This window comes from Lichenicola cladoniae (genome assembly GCF_013201075.1).
Taxonomy (GTDB): domain Bacteria; phylum Pseudomonadota; class Alphaproteobacteria; order Acetobacterales; family Acetobacteraceae; genus Lichenicola; species Lichenicola cladoniae.
In genome coordinates this window covers 67,982-89,116 of the sequence record NZ_CP053708.1, presented here as the reverse complement: position 1 = coordinate 89,116, position 21,135 = coordinate 67,982, and the positions used below count along the sequence as shown (strand labels likewise).

General features: G+C 66.0%; 18 protein-coding genes and 1 tRNA gene. 12 read left to right on the top strand and 7 right to left on the bottom strand.

Annotation, left to right across the window (positions count from 1 at the left end; genetic code table 11):
* Positions 1–75 precede the first annotated feature (75 nt).
* From HN018_RS00420 to HN018_RS00410, 3 genes are all read left to right on the top strand, one after another.
* Complete coding sequence (locus tag HN018_RS00420; protein ID WP_172443413.1) at positions 76–213, top strand: NepR family anti-sigma factor; 138 nt, start codon at positions 76–78, stop codon at positions 211–213.
* Between the two features lie 76 nt (positions 214–289).
* Positions 290–1,138, top strand: a complete 849-nt coding sequence (locus tag HN018_RS00415) for a carbon-nitrogen hydrolase family protein (RefSeq protein WP_171837181.1) — start codon at positions 290–292, stop codon at positions 1,136–1,138.
* 56 nt (positions 1,139–1,194) lie between these two features.
* Positions 1,195–1,956, top strand: a complete 762-nt coding sequence (locus tag HN018_RS00410) for an NAD kinase (protein WP_171837195.1) — start codon at positions 1,195–1,197, stop codon at positions 1,954–1,956.
* Positions 1,957–2,148: 192 nt separating this feature from the next.
* Here the strand turns inward: HN018_RS00410 and HN018_RS00405 are convergent, their stop codons facing one another.
* A complete protein-coding gene (locus HN018_RS00405; RefSeq protein WP_171837182.1) occupies positions 2,149–2,889 on the bottom strand; it encodes a response regulator transcription factor in 741 nt (246 codons plus the stop codon).
* Between the two features lie 185 nt (positions 2,890–3,074).
* On the opposite strand from HN018_RS00405, the gene fliI reads away from it, so the two are divergent.
* Positions 3,075–4,445 carry a flagellar protein export ATPase FliI gene (gene fliI, locus HN018_RS00400; protein ID WP_408886814.1) on the top strand — a complete coding sequence of 457 codons (1,371 nt, stop codon included), beginning with the start codon at positions 3,075–3,077 and terminating at the stop codon, positions 4,443–4,445.
* Positions 4,442–4,864, top strand: coding sequence for a flagellar export protein FliJ (locus HN018_RS00395; RefSeq protein WP_171837183.1), 423 nt, complete (start codon positions 4,442–4,444; stop codon positions 4,862–4,864). The genes fliI and HN018_RS00395 overlap by 4 nt, the downstream gene beginning before the upstream one ends.
* 46 nt (positions 4,865–4,910) lie before the next feature.
* On the opposite strand, the gene HN018_RS00390 is transcribed toward HN018_RS00395, so the two are convergent.
* Together HN018_RS00390 and HN018_RS00385 are read right to left on the bottom strand one after the other, a co-directional pair.
* Positions 4,911–5,294 (bottom strand): phage holin family protein, encoded by a 384-nt coding sequence (locus tag HN018_RS00390; protein WP_171837184.1) that lies wholly within the window; start codon positions 5,292–5,294, stop codon positions 4,911–4,913.
* Positions 5,295–5,367: 73 nt separating this feature from the next.
* Positions 5,368–5,649, bottom strand: coding sequence for a DUF883 family protein (locus tag HN018_RS00385; protein WP_171837185.1), 282 nt, complete (start codon positions 5,647–5,649; stop codon positions 5,368–5,370).
* 87 nt (positions 5,650–5,736) lie between these two features.
* On the opposite strand from HN018_RS00385, the gene HN018_RS00380 reads away from it, so the two are divergent.
* The 6 genes from HN018_RS00380 to HN018_RS00355 all read left to right on the top strand — a co-directional run bounded on the left by HN018_RS00380 (position 5,737) and on the right by HN018_RS00355 (position 10,186).
* Positions 5,737–6,837, top strand: a complete 1,101-nt coding sequence (locus HN018_RS00380; protein ID WP_171837186.1) for an ABC transporter ATP-binding protein — start codon at positions 5,737–5,739, stop codon at positions 6,835–6,837.
* 305 nt (positions 6,838–7,142) lie between these two features.
* Positions 7,143–8,225 (top strand): extracellular solute-binding protein, encoded by a 1,083-nt coding sequence (locus tag HN018_RS00375; RefSeq protein ID WP_171837187.1) that lies wholly within the window; start codon positions 7,143–7,145, stop codon positions 8,223–8,225.
* Between the two features lie 7 nt (positions 8,226–8,232).
* Positions 8,233–8,706 carry an ABC transporter permease subunit gene (locus HN018_RS00370; protein ID WP_171837188.1) on the top strand — a complete coding sequence of 158 codons (474 nt, stop codon included), beginning with the start codon at positions 8,233–8,235 and terminating at the stop codon, positions 8,704–8,706.
* A gap of 48 nt (positions 8,707–8,754) precedes the next feature.
* Positions 8,755–9,291, top strand: coding sequence for a YcgN family cysteine cluster protein (locus HN018_RS00365; RefSeq protein ID WP_171837189.1), 537 nt, complete (start codon positions 8,755–8,757; stop codon positions 9,289–9,291).
* Positions 9,288–10,064, top strand: a complete 777-nt coding sequence (locus tag HN018_RS00360) for a M48 family metallopeptidase (RefSeq protein WP_239478902.1) — start codon at positions 9,288–9,290, stop codon at positions 10,062–10,064. The genes HN018_RS00365 and HN018_RS00360 overlap by 4 nt, the downstream gene beginning before the upstream one ends.
* A 36-nt stretch (positions 10,065–10,100) precedes the next feature.
* A tRNA-Leu gene (locus HN018_RS00355) sits at positions 10,101–10,186 on the top strand.
* A 269-nt stretch (positions 10,187–10,455) separates the two neighbouring features.
* Here the strand turns inward: HN018_RS00355 and HN018_RS00350 are convergent.
* Positions 10,456–12,429, bottom strand: coding sequence for a transglycosylase domain-containing protein (locus HN018_RS00350; RefSeq protein ID WP_171837191.1), 1,974 nt, complete (start codon positions 12,427–12,429; stop codon positions 10,456–10,458).
* Positions 12,426–17,387 (bottom strand): alpha-2-macroglobulin family protein, encoded by a 4,962-nt coding sequence (locus tag HN018_RS00345; protein WP_171837192.1) that lies wholly within the window; start codon positions 17,385–17,387, stop codon positions 12,426–12,428. The genes HN018_RS00350 and HN018_RS00345 overlap by 4 nt, the downstream gene beginning before the upstream one ends.
* 486 nt (positions 17,388–17,873) lie before the next feature.
* On the opposite strand from HN018_RS00345, the gene HN018_RS00340 reads away from it, so the two are divergent.
* On the top strand, positions 17,874–18,269 hold the full coding sequence (locus tag HN018_RS00340) for a YidB family protein (protein WP_171837193.1): 396 nt from the start codon (positions 17,874–17,876) through the stop codon (positions 18,267–18,269).
* 145 nt (positions 18,270–18,414) lie between these two features.
* Here the strand turns inward: HN018_RS00340 and HN018_RS00335 are convergent, their stop codons facing one another.
* Entirely contained in the window at positions 18,415–19,554 is a 1,140-nt protein-coding gene (locus HN018_RS00335; RefSeq protein ID WP_171837194.1) for a glycosyltransferase, read from the bottom strand.
* A gap of 354 nt (positions 19,555–19,908) precedes the next feature.
* Positions 19,909–21,102, bottom strand: a complete 1,194-nt coding sequence (locus HN018_RS00330) for an NAD(P)-binding domain-containing protein (protein WP_172443411.1) — start codon at positions 21,100–21,102, stop codon at positions 19,909–19,911.
* Between the last annotated feature and the right edge of the window lie 33 nt (positions 21,103–21,135).

Below are 21,135 nucleotides of genomic sequence, written 5' to 3'. Positions count from 1 at the left end.
ACCATGACTGTCCAAACGCGCTCTCTTCGCATGATGACATCGGCACATGGCTGTATTGGGGAGAACAGGGGCAGCGTGATCCCCTTGGCTCCGCTGTTCGACGTATGGCTGCAGACGACCCTGCAGCGCCGGTACGAAGATGCCCTAAGTGAACCCGTGCCGGACGATCTGCTGGACCTGGTTCCGCAGCCTACGGACAAGCTGCCCGATTGAGCTCGCATGCAGGGTGACGCATAGTCGCGCGGATCAGGGTCACTCCCGCAGTCGGCATGTCGAGGAGCCAAGGTCCGTGCGCATCAGCGTCATCCAAATGTCGCCCGGTCACGTCAAATCCGAGAATATCGCGCAGGCGAGCCATTTGATCGCCGAGTGCATCGCCAGCGACCGGCCCGATCTGATCGTATTGCCTGAGATCTGGACCTGCCTGGGCGGCAGTCGCGACACGAAGTTCGAGGCAGCGGAGATCATCCCCGGTCCGGGGTCCGACCAAGAGGGTGGCGACGCGTTCCGGTTCCTGAGACAGGTCGCGATCACCAATCGCATTCATGTCCACGGCGGCTCGATCGGCGAACGCGCCGGTGGGAAGCTCCTGAACACCAGCCTGCTGTTCGATCCTGAAGGGCGGCTGATTGCCCGTTACAGCAAGATCCATCTGTTCGACATCATTACGCCTTCCGGGGTCGGCTATCGCGAGAGCGACACCTACCTGGCGGGAAACGACGTGGTGACGGTCCCGCTCGCCGGCAGCTTCGGCGAGCTGCGGCTTGGTCTGGCGATCTGCTACGACATCCGGTTCGGCGAACTGTTCCACCGTCTCCGGCAGGAAGGCGCGGAGCTGATCATCCTGCCGGCCGCATTCACCGCCGAGACGGGCGAGGCGCACTGGGAAACGCTGCTCCGGGCGCGCGCCATCGAGACGCAATGCTGGCTGGCCGCTGCGGGAACCGTCGGGGCACATCACGACGCGGACGGCCACACGCGCCTGACCCATGGGCATTCGATGATCGTCGATCCTTGGGGTACCGTGACGGCCCAGGCCTCCACCGGGATCGGCTGGACGACCGGCTCCGTGGATCAGGATCGCACCGCACGCGTCCGCGCCGGAATACCCGTCATGGACCATCGGCGCCTGCTGTGAGCCAGCCTGTCTGGTCCACCGAACCGCGAGCGGCGCTCTGGTCGCCAGAGACGATCCTGTCCCGGATCGCGTTCGTCGCGGCACCGAACCAGCTGTCGCAGGAATGCCTCGCGCGGTTCGTCAGCCGCTATGGCAACGTTCCGGTGACCTCGGCGGAAGTCGTGGTTTGTTTAGGCGGCGACGGCTTCATGCTCGAGACACTGCACACGGTTCTGCTGACCAATACGCCGGTCTACGGTATCAATTGTGGTTCGGTCGGGTTCCTGATGAACCCGCTGATCGAGGATGATCTTCCCGCCCGGCTGGTTCGTACACAGGCAGCCGTGCTGCACCCGCTCCGGATGCATGCGGTAACGCAGTCCGGCCTGGTCGAGGAAGCGCTCGCGCTGAACGACGTCTTCCTGTTCCGCCAGACCCGGCAGGCGGCCAAGATCCGCATCATCGTCGATGGACGCGTCCGGCTTCCCGAACTTGTCTGCGACGGCGTGCTGATTTCGACCCCGGCCGGATCGACGGCCTATAATCTGTCGGCACATGGCCCGATCGTGCCGCTTTCCGCCGAGCTGCTGCCCCTGACCCCGATCAGCGCCTTCAGGCCAAGACGCTGGCGTGGCGCCTTGCTGCCGAGTTCAGCCGATGTCGAGTTCCAGATCCTCGAGGGCGACAAACGCCCGGTGGCGGCGGTGGCCGATTTTACCGAGGTGCGCGACGTGGTGTCGGTCGCCGTCAGCGAAGACCGAAGCCTCAAAACCATCGTTCTATTCGACCCGGATCAGAGCCTGTCCGAACGCATCATCGTCGAGCAATTCACCGTCTGACATGTCCGCGCAGGATCGGATGGCCGGCGCAGGGTGACGATGTTCGTCCGCCCCACGTCGACCAGCCTGGTCGACGCCTGAGGGTTGCACGCGCAGACGCCGACTACCGCTCATGTGTAAGACCAGCGGCTGCCGCGCAAGTCGTAGCCGGCTGGATCGATGGCACGGCAGCCATGTCCCCCAGCCGCCGTCTCAGGCTGCGGACAGGATGGCCGATCCCATCAGGGCAAGCGATTCGACGGCGGGGACGGTCGTGGCGGCGATATCGTCCCGAAGGATGTAGCCTCTTCCCCAGATCGTGCCGATCAGGTTGCCCGCGCCGGCCAGCTGTAGCTTCTTGCGAAGCTTGCAGATGAACACATCGATGATCTTCATCTCCGGCTCGTCCATGCCGCCATACAGGTGATTGAGGAATGCATCCTTGGTCAGGACCGAGCCCTTGCGCAGAACCAGGAGCTCCAGGATTGCATACTCTTTTCCGGTCAAGTGGACCGCACGGCCACCGACACTGACCTCGCGACTGTCGAGATTGAGCCGCAGGTTGGAGATCTGCAGGAACGGCGAGCTGTGTCCCCGGCTTCGGCGCAGGATAGCCTGCACACGTGCGATGAGCTCACCCTGGTCATAAGGCTTGCTGACCACATCGTCGGCCCCGGCGGCGAATGCGCGGATCCGTGCCGAGGGCTGCGTCGTGTTGGCAAGCACGAGGGCCGGGATTGGGTAGCGGGCGTGGCGCATGCGACGAACGAGTTCGCTGCCGTCCATGTCCGGCAGGGACAGGTCCAGCAAGGCCAGATCGTAATCGTAATGGCGGAGCATCTCTAGCGCCTCTTCGCCCAGGTCCGTCTGGTCGACCATGAAGCCGGCATTTTGCAGAAGGCGGGTCAGGCTCTGCGCAGCGTTAGCATCGCTTTCGACGAGGAGGATCCTCATGTTCACTACTCCAGGTTTTGGTTAACAACCATTACTACCTATACGTGTATTAACACAAGCTCTTTCTATTACGATCACGCATTAATCCCGGGGTAGACGTCTCGTTAATGTTCCTGTGCTGGAATCCTGTCGGAGCATCGCTTTTTACGAACGATCGACAGGCAAGCCACGGAGTACGCATGCTGATGATGGCGCACTATCTCGAATCCATCCGGAATGGCTTGGCGTCCATGCCACCGGCCTACATCCGGGGCCGGGTGGCGGGGGTCTCTGGTCTGTCGGTCGAACTGGCGGGGCTGGATCCACATGTCGCGGTCGGCGACCGAATCGAGCTCTGCGCACGCGGTGGACGAACCGTCGCGGCGGAAATCGTCGGCTTTCGCAACGGTCGTTCCACCGCCATGGTGTTCGGGGATCTTGAAGGTCTGGGGCCGGGAAGCTCCGCCGATATCGGCTTCGGCGGCACCAACATATCGGCCGGGGGCAGTCTTGCCGTCTCCGCTGCGTGGCTCGGCCGGGTGATCGATCCGCTGGGACAGGCGCTCGACGGCAAGGGACCGTTGCCACCCGGCCCGCACCCGCGACCGCTGCGTGCAGCCCCACCCGAAGCCACGACGAGGGCCAGGCTCGGGCCACGCCTCGATCTCGGCGTCAGGGTGCTGAACAGCTTCACGACCTGTCGCACCGGGCAGCGGCTCGGCCTGTTCGCCGGTTCGGGCGTCGGCAAGTCGACCCTGCTGTCCATGCTTGCGCGCCATACAGCGTGCGATGTGGCAGTGATTTCCCTGGTCGGTGAACGCGGTCGCGAGGTGCGCGAATTCCTCGAGGACGATCTGGGTGCAGCCGGGCTTGCACGTTCAGTGGTGGTGGTCGCGACCTCGGACAGTCCGCCGTTGATGCGCCGCGAAGCCGCCTATGCCGCGATGACGATCGCCGAGCATTTCCGCGACGAGGGCAAGTCCGTCCTGCTGCTGATGGACAGCGTCACCCGCTTCTGCCTGGCACTCCGGGAGATCGGCCTCTCCGCCGGTGAACCACCTGCCACGCGAGGCTATCCGCCCAGCGTGTTCGCCGAGCTCCCCCGCATGCTGGAACGAGCCGGGCCCGGTCCCTTGCTGCCGGACCGGCCGCCCGGCCATATCACGGCGCTGTTCACCGTGCTGGTCGAGGGCGACGACCACAACGAACCGGTGGCCGATGCCGTGCGTGGCATACTGGACGGCCACGTGGTCATGGATCGCCGGATCGGCGAAACCGGCCGCTATCCGGCGATCGACGTGCTGCGTTCGCTCTCCCGGTCAGTGCCAGGCTGCAACAGCGATGCCGAGAACGCCCTGACACGACGGGCCCGGGCGCTGCTGGCCCTCTACGCCGACATGGCGGACATGGTCCGGCTCGGTGCCTACAAGGCCGGCAACGATCCGGCCGTGGACGAGGCGGTGGCACTGGCTCCGCGGATAGAGGCAGTGCTGCACCAGTCCCGCAACGACCATACGTCGATCGAGGATAGCTTTGACGCCCTGGCGGATGCGATGACGATGAAGGACCCGGTATGAAACCCGATCCGCTCGGGACGCTGCTACGTGTCCGTCAAGCCACGCTGGACGATGCCAGGAAGGCGGTCGCCGAAGCCTACCGGGTAGAGCGTCAGGCCTCAGATCGCACCGAGCAGGCTGGCGATGTGCTTGCAAACGAGATGCGATTGGCAATGAAATTGGAGGGTGGCGACGATGCGGTCGAGACGTTCGCGCGGTGGCTACCGCTCGGACGGCACGCCATCAGGCAGGCCCATCAGGTGCAGCACGATGCGACCACCACGCTCGATCACGCCCGCGCCATTCTGAACCTGGCGCGTTCGGGTGTCCGCACCGTGGAGACCCTGATCGATCAACGTGACCAGTTGATCAGGCAGCAATTCGACCGTCGTGAACAACGCCTGCTGGACGAGGCAGGGGCCCGGAAGCACTACTCATGAAGGCGGCATGCCTGGCTCACGGTAACGAACCAGGCATGCCTATCAATTATCTGCGACGACGCTTGCTGCCGGGAAGCAAGCCACGAAAAGCCTTCCAAGCCGTCCGGCCAGCCAGGCGGCCTGCAGGCCCGGTAACGGTCCCGGCCAGGGCGGTCATGGCCAGTGCACTTCGAAGCTCCGAAAGCGAGCGGTCACGCGTGATGCGGGCCTCGACTTCGATCGGATCGGGAAGCTTGCCACGGCCGAACATCAACAGGATGCCGGCCACGATCACGTCCACCGCAAGAACGATGACCGATGCCCACACCTTGCCCGTGCCCCAGGGGCCGTAACATAACGTCCACAGCACCACGTGCAGGGAGATCAGGGCAAAAAAGCCGAATATGCCTGCAATCGCGAGGAAGCCTGCCTGCCGAACGAGGCGGAACATGTGTCGTCGCAGCCGCAAGGCCTCTGCCGAGGCAGCGATCTTCGTAAGATCGACGGCCCTCATTCGGGCGCACTCATCGTGCGATCCGCCCCAGCAGGTAACCGACGCCGGCGGCAATCCCGATCGCGATCAGCGGCTGGCTACGAACCTGTGCCGAAACGTTTTCGACCTGTGTATTGGTAAGGTCCTTGGCAGAATGGACAGCGTACTCAGCCTTGCCCGCGGCGCCGGCGATTGCCGGGGTGACACGGTCGTTCAGGAGTTGTTCCACCTGCTCCCGCAGACTCTGTAGCTGGTCCTGGGTATCTCCAGAGACATCTTTCACCTTGTCCGAGACCTTCTTGGAGAAACTCATGGCCGTATCCTTCCGTGACAGGGCTGACGAACGTAGTGCAGCCCGGCAAGTTGCATTACGTCAATGATCCGGCCGGCTGACAACTCCATGCCGCGTCTGCAGGTCGATAGCGTCAGCGTGCTCGCACCCGGTCGCCAGGGCGGCCTGCTTCGTGAGGTCACGCTGACGCTGCTTCCGGGGCAATGCCTTGCGCTGCTCGGCACCCGCAACGCCGGTGGCTCGCTCCTGCTCGACGTCATCGGTGGCACCACGACCCCCAGCAGCGGCCGCATCCTGCTGGACGGACTGGATGCCGGCAGCATGACCACTCTCGAACGACGCCTCGGTATCGTTTCGATCGAACATCCATTGTTCCCGCACCTCAGCGTGCGGGGCAATATCGGATTCCCACTCCGTGTCCGCGGCATGAGCTCCGGCGAGCGATCCGGCAAGGTCGATCAGGCCCTGGCGCTGCTCGGTCTCGAGGCGCTGGCGGATCTTCGAACGGCGCATCTGGACCAGGCCGCCCGCGTCCGCACGATGATCGCGCGCGCCCTGGTGTTCGACCCGCGCCTGCTGCTGCTGACGGATCCGTTCGCTGCCCTGGAACCGGAGCCTCGCCAGGCGCTGCAACGCATGCTGCGACGGCTCGTGCGCGCCCGCTCGCTGACCGTCCTGCTGACCACCGGCGACCGCGAGGAAGCACTGTTGCTCGGCGACGAGATCGGCGTGCTGGATGATGGCAGCCTGCATCAGGTCGGCACCGCCGTCACGCTGCTCGATCGCCCGGCCGACCCGACGGTGGCAAGCCGCATGGGCGACGCCAACCTGCTGACCGGACGGGTGATCCGGGTCGATGACGAAGGCGCCATGGTGCGGCTCAGTTCGGGCTACGAGATGGAAGGCGAACCGGGCGAGCCCTTGCAGGAGGGTGCTGCCTGCGTGCTGTGCGTGCGGCCGGAGCGAATTGCCACCGCCTTCCTGAGCCGCCCCGGCCTCGAGATCGGGACCGCCTCGCTGCCTGCGACCCTGCTGGAAGCCGTCCATCTCGGCGACCATTTGCGCCTGCGCTTCAGGCTCGAGGATGGAAGCGAGGTGCTGGTTCGGCGTCCGCCGGCAGCACTGGCCACGGAATTGCGACCCGATCGTCCGGCGATGCTGGCCTGGCAGCCGCACCAGGCGACGGTCTTCCTGGCTCCCTCGGCCTAGCCCGTCTTGCGCCATCGGGACGGGCCGCTGTTCCAGCCAGTCACATATTGTTCTAGGATTGTGTCTGCCATGCCCGGCGCCCACGCGGTGTGGTCATCGAGGCTTCAGCCGGAGCCCATCCACTGACGATCCGGTCATCACCACGTCCGTGCCGAGACAGATCCCTGACTGATATCGCCTCCGCAGATGACCGCATTGGACGCTTCGTCGCGAGGATAGCCCCGATTCTTGCCCTGCGCACCAGGATTTGGCGTGCCAGCACTGGGCGAACCCTGCTTCATGCCGGCTTCTGTCTGGTGGCCTGCATGGCCGGCGTAGCGCATGCCGCGGACCGCCAGAAGGAGCCGGCGGTGCGGCCTCTGGTGATCGCGTCGCTGGCCGGCGCCCTCCAGGACGCACAGCAGAAGGCGTTCTTCGCGCCCTTCACGACCGCGAGCCACATCGGCATCCGGCTCAACAGCTGGGACGGGCTGCTGACGACCCTGCAGAACCGGGCGCGGCTCGGAACCACCTCGTCCCTCGGCGATCTCGTCCTGATGGAGAACAGCTCGGTTTTGATCGCCTGCCAGCAGGGCCTGTTCCTGCCGATCGACCCGGGCGGAATCGCCGGCTTGTCGCCCACCGACCATAACCGGCTGACCGGCGATGCCGTCAGCCAGTGCGGGATGGGCGCGCTGCGGACCGACCAGGTGCTGGCCTGGGACAAGAGCAGGATCGACACCGCGCCGAGCTGGGCGGAGTTCTGGGACGTCGCCCGCCGGCCCGGCAAGCGCGGACTCCGGCGCGACCCGCGTGGCACGCTCGAAATCGCGTTGCTGGCCGACGGCGTGGCACCGGACGACATCTATCGCACGCTCGCGACGTCGGACGGGGTGGATCGCGCCTTCCGCAAGCTCGACCAGCTCAAACCGTACGTGGTCTGGTGGGACACCCCGGCCCAGGCCGTGCAGATCATCGAATCCGGCGCCGTTCTGATGACCAGCGCGCCGAACAGCGAGGTTGCTGCCGCCAACCTGGTCGGGCATCGCGACTTCGGGATCCAGTGGCAACAGAGCATCAGCATGATGCTGAGCTGGGCCATTCCCGGCCGGCCACAGCCCGCCGGCGCGGCCGGTTCTGCCCCGGATACCCAGGCCTCGGTCGATCGCCTCGGCCGCGTCCGGCAGTTGCTCGGCTTCATGAACGATCCGTCCCGACAGGCGGACTTTGTCGGGCGCTACCCGGCAGTGAGCGTCGTCCAGGGCATATTTCCGCCGGACCAGGCCCTGCCCGACGATAGTCCCGCCACGACGGAGCATCTCCGCAACGCGCTGGTCGAGGATGACAGTTTCTGGGCGACGCACCTCGACCAGATCAAGAGCCGCTTCGACGCCTGGATCGACAGCTGAACCAGGGATGCACTGGCTTGTCTTCCTGCACCGCCCCGGCTTCGACGGTATCCTGCCCGCAGCACTGGCGGGCTCAGCTGTCCTCGGGATCGTCGTCGCGGCATCCCTCGCCGGCGCACCACGGCGATCGTTGATCCTGGTCCGCCAGGTGGCGCTCGCATTGCTGCTCCCGGCCGCAGCGCTGGCGATCTGGCCCAGGCTGCTCCTCGTCCTGCTGCCCGGGCTGCATCCGGGCGCCGGATGGCACGCGCTGCGCATCGTCGCGCGGCTCATCGGCGGAACGCTGCCGGTCATGCTTCTGCCGGTGCTGGCTGCCCTGATCCGCATGCCGGCTGGACAGGTGCGGGCGGCGGCGGGTCTCGGCGCCGGACGGTCTGCCATGCTGCGCCTGGTCTGGCTGCCTCAGCTCGGGCCGCCTCTGATGCTGGGCTGGCTGCTGACGGCGGCGATCGACCTGGCAGCTCTGCTGCGACTGGCATAGGCGTCCGGCTGCTTCCTTATCGAGCCGGGACCACGTAAGCTTGAGGCCATGCGAGCGCCGGCGCCGTTCTGGAAGACCAAGCCCCTCGAGGAGATGACCACCGTCGAGTGGGAATCCCTGTGCGACGGCTGTGGTCGTTGCTGCCTGCACAAGCTGCGCGACGAGGATACCGACGAGATCCTCCACACCAACGTCGCCTGCCGCCTGCTCGACACCAATAGCTGCGGGTGCGCCGACTATCCCCGCCGGCAGACCAAGGTTCCCGATTGTGTCCAGCTGACACCCGCCGCGGTCCATGAGATCGACTGGCTGCCGCCATCGTGTGGGTATCGCCGGGTGGCCGAAGGTCGCGGGCTTGCCTGGTGGCATCCGCTGGTGTCCGGACGGCCGGATACCGTGCACGAGGCCGGCGTCTCGGTGCGCGGGCGCGCCATCGACGAGCGCAAGGCCGGCCCGCTCGAGGACCATGTGGTCGAATGGCCGGGTCGTGCCCCCCGGCCGGTCCGGCCTGCGTCGTCGGGGGCACCTGCGGTCCAGCCGCGCTTCACCATCGTCGCCTCCGGCTCGAACAGCGGCAAGCGGTGACGGCCGCCTCGACGCGCCGTCCCTTCCAGGCGGCGCAGCCGCGCAGCCGGGCTGCCGTGGCACCACCACCCCAGCTGGAACTGCTCCGTTTCCCCACCGGCGACCTGCCCGTGCGCTGGCGCCGATGCCGCACCGCAGGGCGCATCTCGCTGCGGATCGACCCTCGCGCCGGCATGGTGGTGGTCACGCTGCCGCCGCGGGCGAGCCGCGAGGGCGGGCTGGCGCTCCTGCGCATCCATGCCGAGTGGGTTGCCGGCCGCCTCGCGGCGTTGCCCAAGGTGGTTGCGTTCGACGAGGGCGCCGTGGTCCTGCTCGATGGCCGGCCGCACGTGATCAGGCACTCCCCGGAGGCCAGGCGCGGCGTCTGGGTCGAGGCGGACGAGATCCGGATCAGCGGGGAACACGCGTTCCTGCCGCGGCGCCTAAGCGATTTCCTGCGCGCCGAGGCCCGCCTGCGCCTGGCGAAACTCGCGGCCGTCATTGGCGCCGGACCCGATGCCGGCACCGACCTGATCCCGAGCCGGCTGGCCATCAAGGATACCTCGACACGCTGGGGCAGCTGCTCGTCGGACAAGGTGGTGATGTTCAGCTGGCGCTTGGTGATGGCGCCCCCCGAGATCCAGCACTACGTCGTGGCGCACGAGCTGGCCCATCTGCGCCACCTCGATCATGGGCGCGGCTTCTGGGCACTGGTCGAACTGCTGACCCCGCATCGCGCTCACGCCGAGGCCTGGCTCAAGCAGAATGGTCCCGCGTTGCTGCGGACGGGATGACCTGAGGCCGGGATCCGATTAGTCTACGCGCCGGCTGCCCGCCTGGCGGAATGGTAGACGCAGCGGACTTAAAATCCGCAGTTCGTACGAGCGTGCCGGTTCGAGTCCGGCGGTGGGCACCACTGAGGTGGGTTCACCTAGTCGACGTTGCCCGCCCGCTTCCTGCCTGATCGATTTACCCTGACAGAACTGCGCGAGACCTAGAGATTGCACTCGGCGTGCCATCGATCGATGTCAGCTCGTTCCGACGCAAGGTGACCGGCCTGGAGTTGCTATCGACGAAACCTCGGAGACCGGCGGCCGGAAGGCCAGGCTCTATCGTCTGCGGGAACCCGTCACCCTCTTCAACCGCCGCATCTGAGTGCGGGTAAGACGCATTCACCCGATCGCCCTATCTCACCCGCACGTTGGCTGCACCGCTGCGTCCGTTCGCGTCGATGACCGCCACGTGGGCGAAGCCGGGTCCGTCCGGTCGCCAGGCGGGCATTCCACCCGGCAGCACCACGACCGGGGATCCGTCGACGATCCAGCGATAGGGGGGCGTGCCGCCAGACGCTTCCAGTCCGACCGGCTGCATGCGTCCACCATCGCCGCTGCCCTCGACACTCGATCCCGGCGACGGCGCCAGGATCCGCGGCCGGTCATCCTGGCCGAGCCGCTGCAAGGCAGGCGAGAGGTCCCCCAGGCGCTCCACAGGCGCACCCGCTTCCGCAATTCTCCCATCGGCGAGGGTAAGCACGTCGAGCAGGCGTGCCATCAGCGGAGCCGCGGTCTCCCGCCCGGTGATGCCGGGCGAAGCCGTGCCGTCGGGTCGCCCGGCCCAGGTTACCACCGTCCAGTCCGGGGTCGCGGCGGCGGCCCAGGCATCGCGCTGGCCGTAGGAGGTGCCGGTCTTGAACGCAATGCCGCGGGATCTCCAGTCGGTGACGCCGGGCGGCGGCGGCGTGCCACGCAGGATTGCAACGATCTGGCGTGCGGCGCGCGGCCCCATGACGGGCCTTCCGATGCCGGCGGGACCTGGCTCGACCCGGACCGGTTCGACCATGCCGTGTTCCGCCAGCGCCCCGTAGAGGCTGGCAAGGTCCAGCATGCTGATCGCGGCCCCGCCCAGGATCACCGGCAGGCCGGGTGCGGTCGTGCCGCGCGGCAGAACCAGATGAATGCCGCAGCTCGCAAGCGTGCTGACGAACCGGGCCGGGCCGACGAGGCGCAGCACCTGGACCGCCGGCAGGTTATACGATTGCTGAAGGGCGACCGTGGCAGTGGTGCCGCCGTGGAAAAGCCGGTCGTAGTTCCTCGGCGTGTAGCCGGAGAACCCCATCCGTTCGTCCCGAAGGATGGTGCCCGGGGTGAGGGTGCCCTGGTCGAACGCCATCCCGTAGGCGAACGGTTTCAGGGTCGAACCCGGCGACCGGCGGGCCGTCACCATGTCGACGCTGCAGCCCGGACAGTCGCCGGCCGGACCGGCTCCGCCGATCCAGATGGCGACGGTGCGATTGCGCCTCGTCACCAGCGCCGCGAACTCGCCTCTCGGCGGCGGAACCATCGACTGGATGATCCGCCTCGCGGTGCGCTGCAGGCCGCCGTCTATGGTGGTGCGCACGATACCTCGACGGCCGAGCGACCATTCATGGCCGAGCAGCGCTTGCGCGTCGTGCGAGACCGGCCTGCGCCCGATCGGATCGGTGTCGCCGCCCCAGGTCAGGCCGGAGCGCTCGAGGACGCGGGCGGCCGCAGCGATTGCGGCGTCGGGATGCCGGTCCGGGCGCAGCGCTCCCGGTCGTCGTGGTATTGCTACCAGCAGCGCCGCCTCCTGCAGGGTCAGGTGCTGCGGCTCATGGCCGAAATAGAGCAAGGAGGCTGCGCGGATCCCTTCGACGTTGCCGCCTTCCGGTGCCAGCGTGAGGTAGATGTCCAGCATGCCGGCGCGGCCGTAACGCGCCTCCAGCTGCAGGGCACGCACCAGGTCGCTGATCTTTCCAGCGACATCGTGCGGATGCGGCGACAGCAATCGCGCCGTCTGCATCGCCAGGGTCGACCCCCCGGACACGATCCGCCACCGCACCGCCAACTGGTATGCCGCGCGGGCGAGTGCGAAGGGATCGATGCCTGGATGGTCCGCGAACCGATGATCCTCGGTTCGCAGCAGCAGCGTGACATAGCCCGGGTCGATGTCGGCACGGCGCGTCGGGATGCGCCAGGCGCCGTCGGACGACACACGCCCGTCCAGAAGCCGGTCCTCGTCGTCGAGCAGGAACAACGATGCCGCGCGGTAGCGCGAAAGGTCGGGTGGGAACACCCGATCCAGTGCCACGACTCCCAGCGTGCAGACCGTCAGCGCCGACGTGATGGCCCGCCATTTCACCGGGGCGCCACCTCCGTCCTCGAGGCCGCGGTCCGTCCGGTGATGGTCGGTCGATATCGATCCGTCACCACCGTCTCCGGCAGAATGAACGAACCCGGTGTCACCGCCCGGACCACGTACGCCAGGCGGTATTCATTTTGCCCCAGCGATTTAGAAACACCGGTATCCCGGGCCTTATCCGGATCGGTCCCGAAGATCGCCACGAAGCGATCGTCCTGGGCCTGCTCGGATTTCGCGTGCGTCAGCTCGCCCAGGAAGTCGAACCCGTCCTGGCCATCGGTGATCGTGCTCTCGATTTCCCATCCGGCCGGCAGCATGCTCACCAGGATCGTGCGATGGACATCTCCTCCATCGGCGCTGCCCGAGACCAGGACGATGAACCTGTCGTTCTGGCGCAGGTGCCTGGTGTCGAAGCGGTCGCCCGACATCGTCAGCGCTTCGGCGCGAACCGAATAGCCCGTATCGGTCGCCGGTGGCGCCTGGGTCGGCGTTCCGGTCACCGTGGTCGTCAGCCATAGCGGCCTGGTCCCCGTGTTGGACACGGTATAGCCCTTGGCGATGTCGTCCGTGTCCGGCGTGAATGCCTGCGGGAGATGCACCGGATCGGCCACTTCCTTGCCGTTCACGGCGATGCGCACCGCCGGATCATCCCGGTCCATCGCTGCGGCGACGCCGAGCAGGCCGGCTTTTTCCTGGTCGTTCAGCTGCGGCGGAGACAAGTCCATCAAGTTGAATTGCTGGACGAGCCGCTGGGCGAGTTCGTCGTCACGGGCATCGGCCGCTAGTGCGGTCACCCCGGCAAGGTCGCGCACATAGATCCAGTAGGCCCCGTCCAGGAGCTGCGGCGGACCGACACGCGCCGGTCCGAGGTTGGCGACCGCCCAGCCGAAGCCCTCCCGGCTGGCATCATGCTGGTCGGCCAATGCCAGCGCCGCACTCATGTGACCGAGTGCCAGCGGTTCGGCGATCGTCGCCTCCGCCCCCGGGCTGCCCCAGACGAACATCGTTCTGTCGTTGCCCAAGCCGGACGCCAGGTCGTCGTGCATCGTCCGGATCGCCCCGGCGTCCAGGCGTCCGGCGCGCGCCAGCACGAACAAGGCATAGGCGCGGGTTGCCGGTGTCACGGCGTCGTCGTCGCTCTGCCGCACGCCGCCTTGCAACTGAGACTCTTCCAGCCAGTCCAGCGCGCGGTCGAGCGCAGGCCTGGAAACGCTGAACCCGGCCTCCTTCGCCCGGCCCAGGAAATCGACCAGGTAGATCTGCGTCCATGGCAGGGTGCCGCCATCGTTCAGGTGCCACTCGCCGATACGGCCGCCGGCATCCTCGCGGTCGAGGAGCGTATCCACCGCGGTCTGGACGCGGCCCGTGGCACCTCCCGGTATCGGCAGCCGGCCCATCAGCCCCGGCTGCCTGAAATGGATGAGCGGCCATGCCTGCGCGGCGAGGTCCTCGGACGAGCCCCAGCCGCCGACCTCGAGCGACTGGAGCAAGCCGATCGTATCGATCCCGCCGAAGCCGGAATATCCGATGGTCATCGTCGTGCTGCCCGGGTCGTAGCCGGCAAGCAGCGTGGGATCCGCGCGATACGATTTGCCCGGGGCCTGCGTAACGATGGTGGAGGTCGTCGTCGGCAGATGGGCCGGGCGAACCTCGATGCTCCAGTCCCGTACGAGCGGGTGCCGGTGAAGGCCCGGTCCGGTCAGTGTCGCCACCACCCTGCCTATCCCCGCCGTCGTGCCGGCGAGCCCGATCGCGAACTCCCGGCGCTGCCCGCGCCGAAGATCGGTCTTGAACGTCGATGCTCCGTCGATCCGCACGCTTCCCGTGGCGGCCAGGGCTAGCTCATAGGTGCCATCGGCACCGTCGGTGTCGGCGATCGAGACCGTGTCACGCGCCGTATCCCCCGGGGCGAGGAAGCGCGGCAGCGAGACGTCCGGGATTACCGGATCACGGATCGTCGTCCCGCCGGTTGCCGATCCGACGCCGTCGGCCGACCAGGCCGTCGCCATCAGGCGCAACCGTCCCTCGAAATCCGGAACGTCCAGGGTCACCACGCCGCGTCCCATAGCGTCCAGCAGCACATCGCCGGAGAACAGCGACACGACCCGCGTGCTGGTGACGGCCAGCCCTGTCGGCCCCGATCCCTCGTCACCTCCCTCCCGGATGCGTCCGGCCCGCGCCGATCCGTCCAGGAGATGCGAGTATGTGTCCGTGGTGTCGATGCCGAGCCGGTGCTTGCCGAACAGCAGGTCGAACGGGTCGGCCTGCTTGTAGGAGGTGATCCCCAGAACGCCTTCGTCGACGGCAGCCAGCGTCAGATGTGCATGGCCGCTTGCCCCTGCGCCACGCACCGAGACGGGCAGGTGCAGCTGTTGCCGCGGCAGCGCCAGGTCCGGTGCCTGCATCGAGACATCCAGCCGGTGGGACGCTTCGTCGAGGCCGATCCAGGCCAGTCCCACGGCGCGGACGGGATCATGCGGTCGGGCCGGCTGCTTCAGCGGTCTGTAGAGGGTGACAAGCGCATATGCCCCGCCCTCCCAGCCCGGATCCGCGGTGACCGGAATATCGGTGCCGCCGGCCGGTATGTGGATCGTACGGGTCGAGAACACGCGATCCCCGGCGATGGTCACCTGGGCTTCGCCGGCGAAGCGGGACGCGACGTGGATCACGGTACTGCCGCCGGCCGGGATGGTGCTGTCCTTCGCCACCACGTCGAGCCGGTCGGGAGCCGCGTCCGTTTGTTCCGGCGCCCACCAGCCGACGTGAACCTCGGTCGACGTGACCGCGCCCGAGGCGGTGTCCGTCACGACGATGCGATAGCGGGCCTGGTCGAGCATCGGCGCAATCGTCGCCCGGCCATCGGATCCGGTGTCGACGGTACCCTGTGAGATAGGCTCGTCGATGGTGGTCTGGTGGAAAGACCATCCGCCCGCACCGCCGAACCAGTCATACACGTCGTTTTCGCGGATGACCCTCCACGCCATGTGCGGCACGGCGACGGGCTTGCCCTCCGGATCGAAGGTCGCGATCTCGACCTTTGCCGTCTGCTGCACCGCGTCGCCGCCGGCATCGTGCCCCTTCAACCCGATGAGGGGGCGCGTCCGCCTGACAGGGATCATGATCCGCTTGGTGACCGACCGTCCGCCGGGATCCTGCATCCCGGCCTCTACCGAAATCGTCATCGGCAGCGACAGTCCCGCCGGCACGGTCGGCGACACTGCGATTTTCGACTTCCCCAGCGCGTCCGCGTCCGGCACCTCGAGCTTCTGCTCCTTGCCGGGCAGGGTCTCGGACGCCAGGCCGAACGCGTATCCGGTCACGCCCGGGACCGGTGATGGGTCCACCAGCACGCGCATGCTGCCGTCCCCATGCAATCCGGCAGCCGGTGCCCCGTACAGGAATCGTCCGGTCAGCGTCGCCGAGGCGGTGCTGCCGGGCAGGAGCGCCGGCTGGTCGGCCACCAGTTCGACACCGAGCACCTGCGGCACGAAATCCTGCACCTCGAAGGTGGCGGAGCCGATGCTGGGGGATGTCGGATCGGCGTAGGCGCGGAGCGTCCAGGTTCCGAGCGGTGCGCTGCCTGTCAGCGGGACGGGCACCACGAAGCCGCCTTCCGCCGCCGCCGGCAGGGTCATCCGCCGCTCCTCGATCCCGTCCGGCCGGTCGAGTTCGAGCACGAGCGGCTGGTCGCCGATCGCGGCGCCAAGATGGTTACGCAGCAGGGAGGTCGTCTGCACCATCTCGCCCGGCCGATAGACGCCGCGTTCCGTCATGACGATCGCCTGTTCCGGCCCCGCGACGGCATGCCCCTCCGCGCCGCGGTCGGAGAAGTCGAACCAGGTCCCGAGTCGGATCGACGCGAAGTCGTTCGACAGGCCGGTCGCGACGATCGTATCGGGTGCTTCCGGACCCTTGCCCCGGACAAGCCCCGGTGCAAACGAAGCAGAGCCGTCGCGATCCGTGACCGCGACGCCCAGCACGTCGCCACCATGCGCGTTCAGCGCGATCCGCACTCCCTGCATCGGCAAGGCGGTGGCGAGTGAGCGGGCGACGACATGCAACCCATCCCGTCCCTCGATCGTGCTGAGCCCGATGTCGCTGACGTTGACCCAATGTGCGGCGATGTCGGGACGGGTGGCCAGGCGGGATGCGGGCGCATCGCCATCCTCGGCCGTGACGAGGTACAGCCCGGCGCGCTGATCGTGGATCACGCCGGCAACCGGAAAGGCCGTGACGACCGTTTTGTTCGGATCGCCGTCCACGTCCATCATGCCCTGCCAGATCGGCACCAGGTCGGATTGCAGCAGCGCATCCAGCTCGTAACCGTGCATGGACGTCGTGGACAGGTTGACGGGGTCATTGCCGTAGCCGCTCTCAGACCCAGTCCTCGCCACCGCGTGCTGCTGCGACATCCGAAGAACCCGCAGCCGGACCCGCTTCACATTGACTGTCTGTATCTCGATGCCGGTCGCCGTCGTCCTGGGGAGCACGTAGCCATCTCCCGCGATCGCAACGGTTGCGGGGCGGTCGGCGAGGGTCACGGTGAGATGCAGGTCGGTCCGGAGCCGTTCGCCCTGCGCACCGACTAGTCCCGCCGACACCGTCAAGGCATGCCGGGTGCCGAAACCCAGGCCGCCTATGCAGAGATCGCTGCCTTCGATCCTGACCGACGGCTTTGCCGCCGGGACGAGAGACAGGCGCGCTGCGTAATCCGCCGCTTTGCGATCATCCAGCTTCGCACCGAACCGGAGACAGGCCTCCGCGTTGTTTCCCCCGGTATTGAGCAACAGGCGCTGAAATTCGAGAGCGTCGGGCGTTACCGGCGCCGGAGCTGGTGGTGCGCCACCCTTATCCTCGGCCACCTGCGCTGCAGCCGGGTGCCGTGAAGAAATTACCGTCTGACCGACCGCGCTGGACACGGCGAACATCAGGAACAACCCAAGGAGACGACGGATCATGCAGGAACGCCCTCGCTCGATTCGAACGGAAACGATTGAATATCGGCCGAGACGACACGGCGAGCAAACCGGGCCGGCTCGCTTACACGACTAGTTTCCGGCGCGATCCACGCGCGTCATTCCATCTGATCCCGAATGGTAGGCTTTGTCCTCAATAGCCAGAAATATTAGTTTTGGCCAGAGAATGTAATGTTGTCTCCGAAGCTCGTCTGGATGCCTGAGCCGACGACCCGGTATGACGGCCCATGTCCGACCAGGGCAGGACTGTGTTGTCTTGCTTAGATGACGCTCTTATAAGGCTCGGGCTTATCAGAGAACTCGGCTCGCGATCGGAGCTGGAGACAACATGTCAGCGACCGATCGGTTTTATGCTTCAACACCAATAAATCGAGATGGCATGGATTCAATGACGGCTTCATTCGCGGCTATGACTTCAGGCTTGAGTTCTTTTTTATTGCTTACTGTCCATAATTTTGGAGTTGCAGCATGAGCGGCTTTTTAAGCGGCCTCAAAGCCAAGGCGATGGCATTGGCTGGCGGCGAAGATGCTATCGCAGGCCTGTTGGCGAAAATGCTCGAATCACAAGGCGGTCAGGCGGGTGTCGCCCACATCGTCAAGCAGTTCGATAATGTCGGACTAGGTGACAAGGCACGGTCCTGGACGGGCAACGGCCCGCCACAGCCGTTGACCACGGAAGAAGTACAGCGTGTCCTGACCAGCGATCAGGTAAAGTTCCTGGCGAGCTGTACCGGACTGCCTTTGGCACCGCTTCTACCGGTGATCGCCAAGTTGTTGCCGATCGCAATCAGCAAAATGGCTAAACAGCAAGAAGGCCCGCAGCAGGCTGCTCATGAAGCCGTCGAGCAGGTAAAGGACACTTAAACAACTCATGGTTTCGGACAATGCTCGGGACGCCTGAAATGTCCCGGAGCAGAGCTGGATTGGCACCATAAACCTTAGCGTTAATCCTTATCATTTGGTGACTCGCCGTGGGTCGGCGCCGCCCCCTTCCCAAGCGCCTATACCTTTATCGGCTCGCCGTCTGCGCTTGTCCCAATGTCCTTAGTCCTCGTCTGCAGGTACGATCGGTTAGGGACGAGCGGGCACCGATGCGCAGAATCAGCGGTGCGCAAATGACGCCAAGCACGAAATCCTTTAGCATGGCGTTCCTGCCCAGGGTCCAGAAACTGGATTCGCCATAGAACCCTGCTCGCCAAAGCCTCAGGAACGCCTTGAGGCGCCCGATCGCACCGCCCCTGCAGCATCGCGCCCGGTCGCCATATAGTCGGGCGATCGGCAGCCAGGCTTGCGCAGCCGTGCCGGCGGCAGACTTCAACGTCTCCGGCATGGCGTCCGAACGCGACAACTGGCCCAGCAAGTCGGCGTTGATGGTCGCGACATGTGCGAGATGGCCATAGGTTTCCGACCTATCCTCGAAGCGATATCGCCAGCGCTCGATCAGCGTCGGCGGAGTCCGCTTCTTCGAACCGACCGTGTTGTTGTCATGTTGGCGATACTCAGTCAGCATCTCGTCGAGGTAGCGAACCTTTCCAAGCGATGCGGCGAGAAGAAAGAAGAACATGTCGTGCCCAAGCACCTCGCCGGGGAAAAGATGGCACTGAGCCTGCTCCCATTCGGGCATCGCGTTCTTCAGGTCTGCCCGGAAGGTCTGCATGAAGCCCCAGGCAAACATCCAGGGATTGAGGGTCAGGATCGGCGCGCAGCCCGCTACGGGCGGGGTCGCATAGAACGGAGAGATCGGCTGGCGGTCCGCCTTCACCAGGAGGGCGTTATGAAACACCAGCAACACATCCGGATCGTCGAACCCGGCCACCACCTGTTCTAAATTGTCCCGCCGCCAGACATCGTCCTGGTCGCAGAAGCTGATCAGACTGCCACTGCACAGGCTGGCCGCATGCATGAAATTGGCGCGGTAGCCTAGCCTTACCGGATTCCGGTGTATCCGTACCGGGAACGGAGCGGTCGTGGCGAATTCGGCAAGCATCTCGAGAGTCTCGTCGCTGGAACCGTCATCGGTTACCACGAGCTCCGACGGGAGGTATGTCTGGTCAGCCAGACTATCCAGCTGCTCCTTGAGGTAGTGCGCACCGTTGTAGGTGGCGAGAGCCACCGAAACGCCATGTACGAGCGCACGGTCGACTGCCATTAGGGGACGCGATTGGACAAGGTTCACAGGCAGGTATCCACAAGGCCGACCAGATCAAGAATGCGGTGCACGCGGTCGCTCCAGGAAAGTATAACGTCCAAGCCGGGCCAGCGAGGATCTATCGAATATTACAAACTACTTCACGCAATGCCGTGCCGGTCAGGACGGCAGCATGCTGAACGCATGACAGCCTGTGTCCGGAACGCCGTATGTGGTCTTCACACGTGCATCCTGAAAACCGTAGCGAACGTAAGCGAGTCAGGCCGTTCCGGGTTCCGGCTGGAAATCACCCGCTCCCGTTGAGGAAGAACAGGCCAGTCGGCACCATTCTTCCTCGATCGTAAGCTCTGTATTCTACGCGAGGTGAGCGGCGAGGCGGCGTGCGGTGAAGCGTGCGCCCCAGGCAAAGCGCAGCAGCGGCCCGAAGCTGTTCGCCGCCGACACGCCGACGAAATACAGACCGGGGTAGGACGACTCGAAGTTCCGCGTCAGCACCGGCGTCTTCTGTTCCTGCGTGATGCGGGCCCGGATGCTGTCATCGAGAAAGCCCAGGCGCTCGACATCGACCTTGTAGCCGGTGCCGGCGACGACGTGATCCACCACCACTTCCTCGACCTGGCCATCGGTCTTGCCGAACGTCAGCACCGGCCGGCCGTCGCGGACCGTGGCGTCCTGCAGCGTCATCTCGAGCCGGACATCGACCTTGTCCTCCACCAGCCGGCGGGTCATCCAGCTCGCGGATGGCCCCAGATGGCCGCGCGTGACGCGGATCCTGAACCGCGACGGCATGTGGTGGAAGATGATCGGCATGTCGCAGGCCAGCCGCGAGCGCCAGCCAAAGCCGAGGCCCGAGCGCGGGCGGGTGATCTTCGAGGTCACGCGCTTGAGCCCGCCCAGCTTCACCGGCGGATGGTGGAACCAGATCTTGGCACGCCGCGTCAGCAGTTTCGTGCTGGCGCCGGCCTGGTGCAGAAGCCCAGCCATGTCGACCGCGGACGATCCCGCACCGATCACCGCCACCGTCTGCCCGGCATAGTTGGCAAGCGCCTGCTGCTGCGAGCTGTGGCGCATGACGTTGGCCGGAAGCTTGGCAAGCTCGGGCGGGACATAGGCATAGTGGCTGATGCCGACCGCCACGATCACGCGGCCGGCCTGCACCGTCTCGCCATTCTCGAGACGAAGCACAAAGCCGCCCTCGGCCGGCTGCACCTCGATCACGTGGCGTGCATCCAGGTCGGGCGCGAACCGCTGCTGGAACGCCAAGCCATACTCGCAGAACAGCTCACGAGACACCGGCACGCCGATATGGGCGTAGGGATATCCGTGCGCCTTGCAGTATTTCTCGAGCGTCAGTTCGCCCTTCGGGTCGAACAGGTCGGAGGCGAACCCCTCGGACTTGAGGAACATGCCGTGCGGCATGTTGTCACGCCACACACCCATCGATGTTCCGAAGATCCGGAAATCCACCCCCTTCGCCTTGAGGTGGGCCGCAATCGATAATCCGTAGGGCCCCGCACCAATGATGGCGATGTCGGTCTTGCGCTCCATGGCATGGTCTCTCAATGTCTCAGCGTCCAGGCC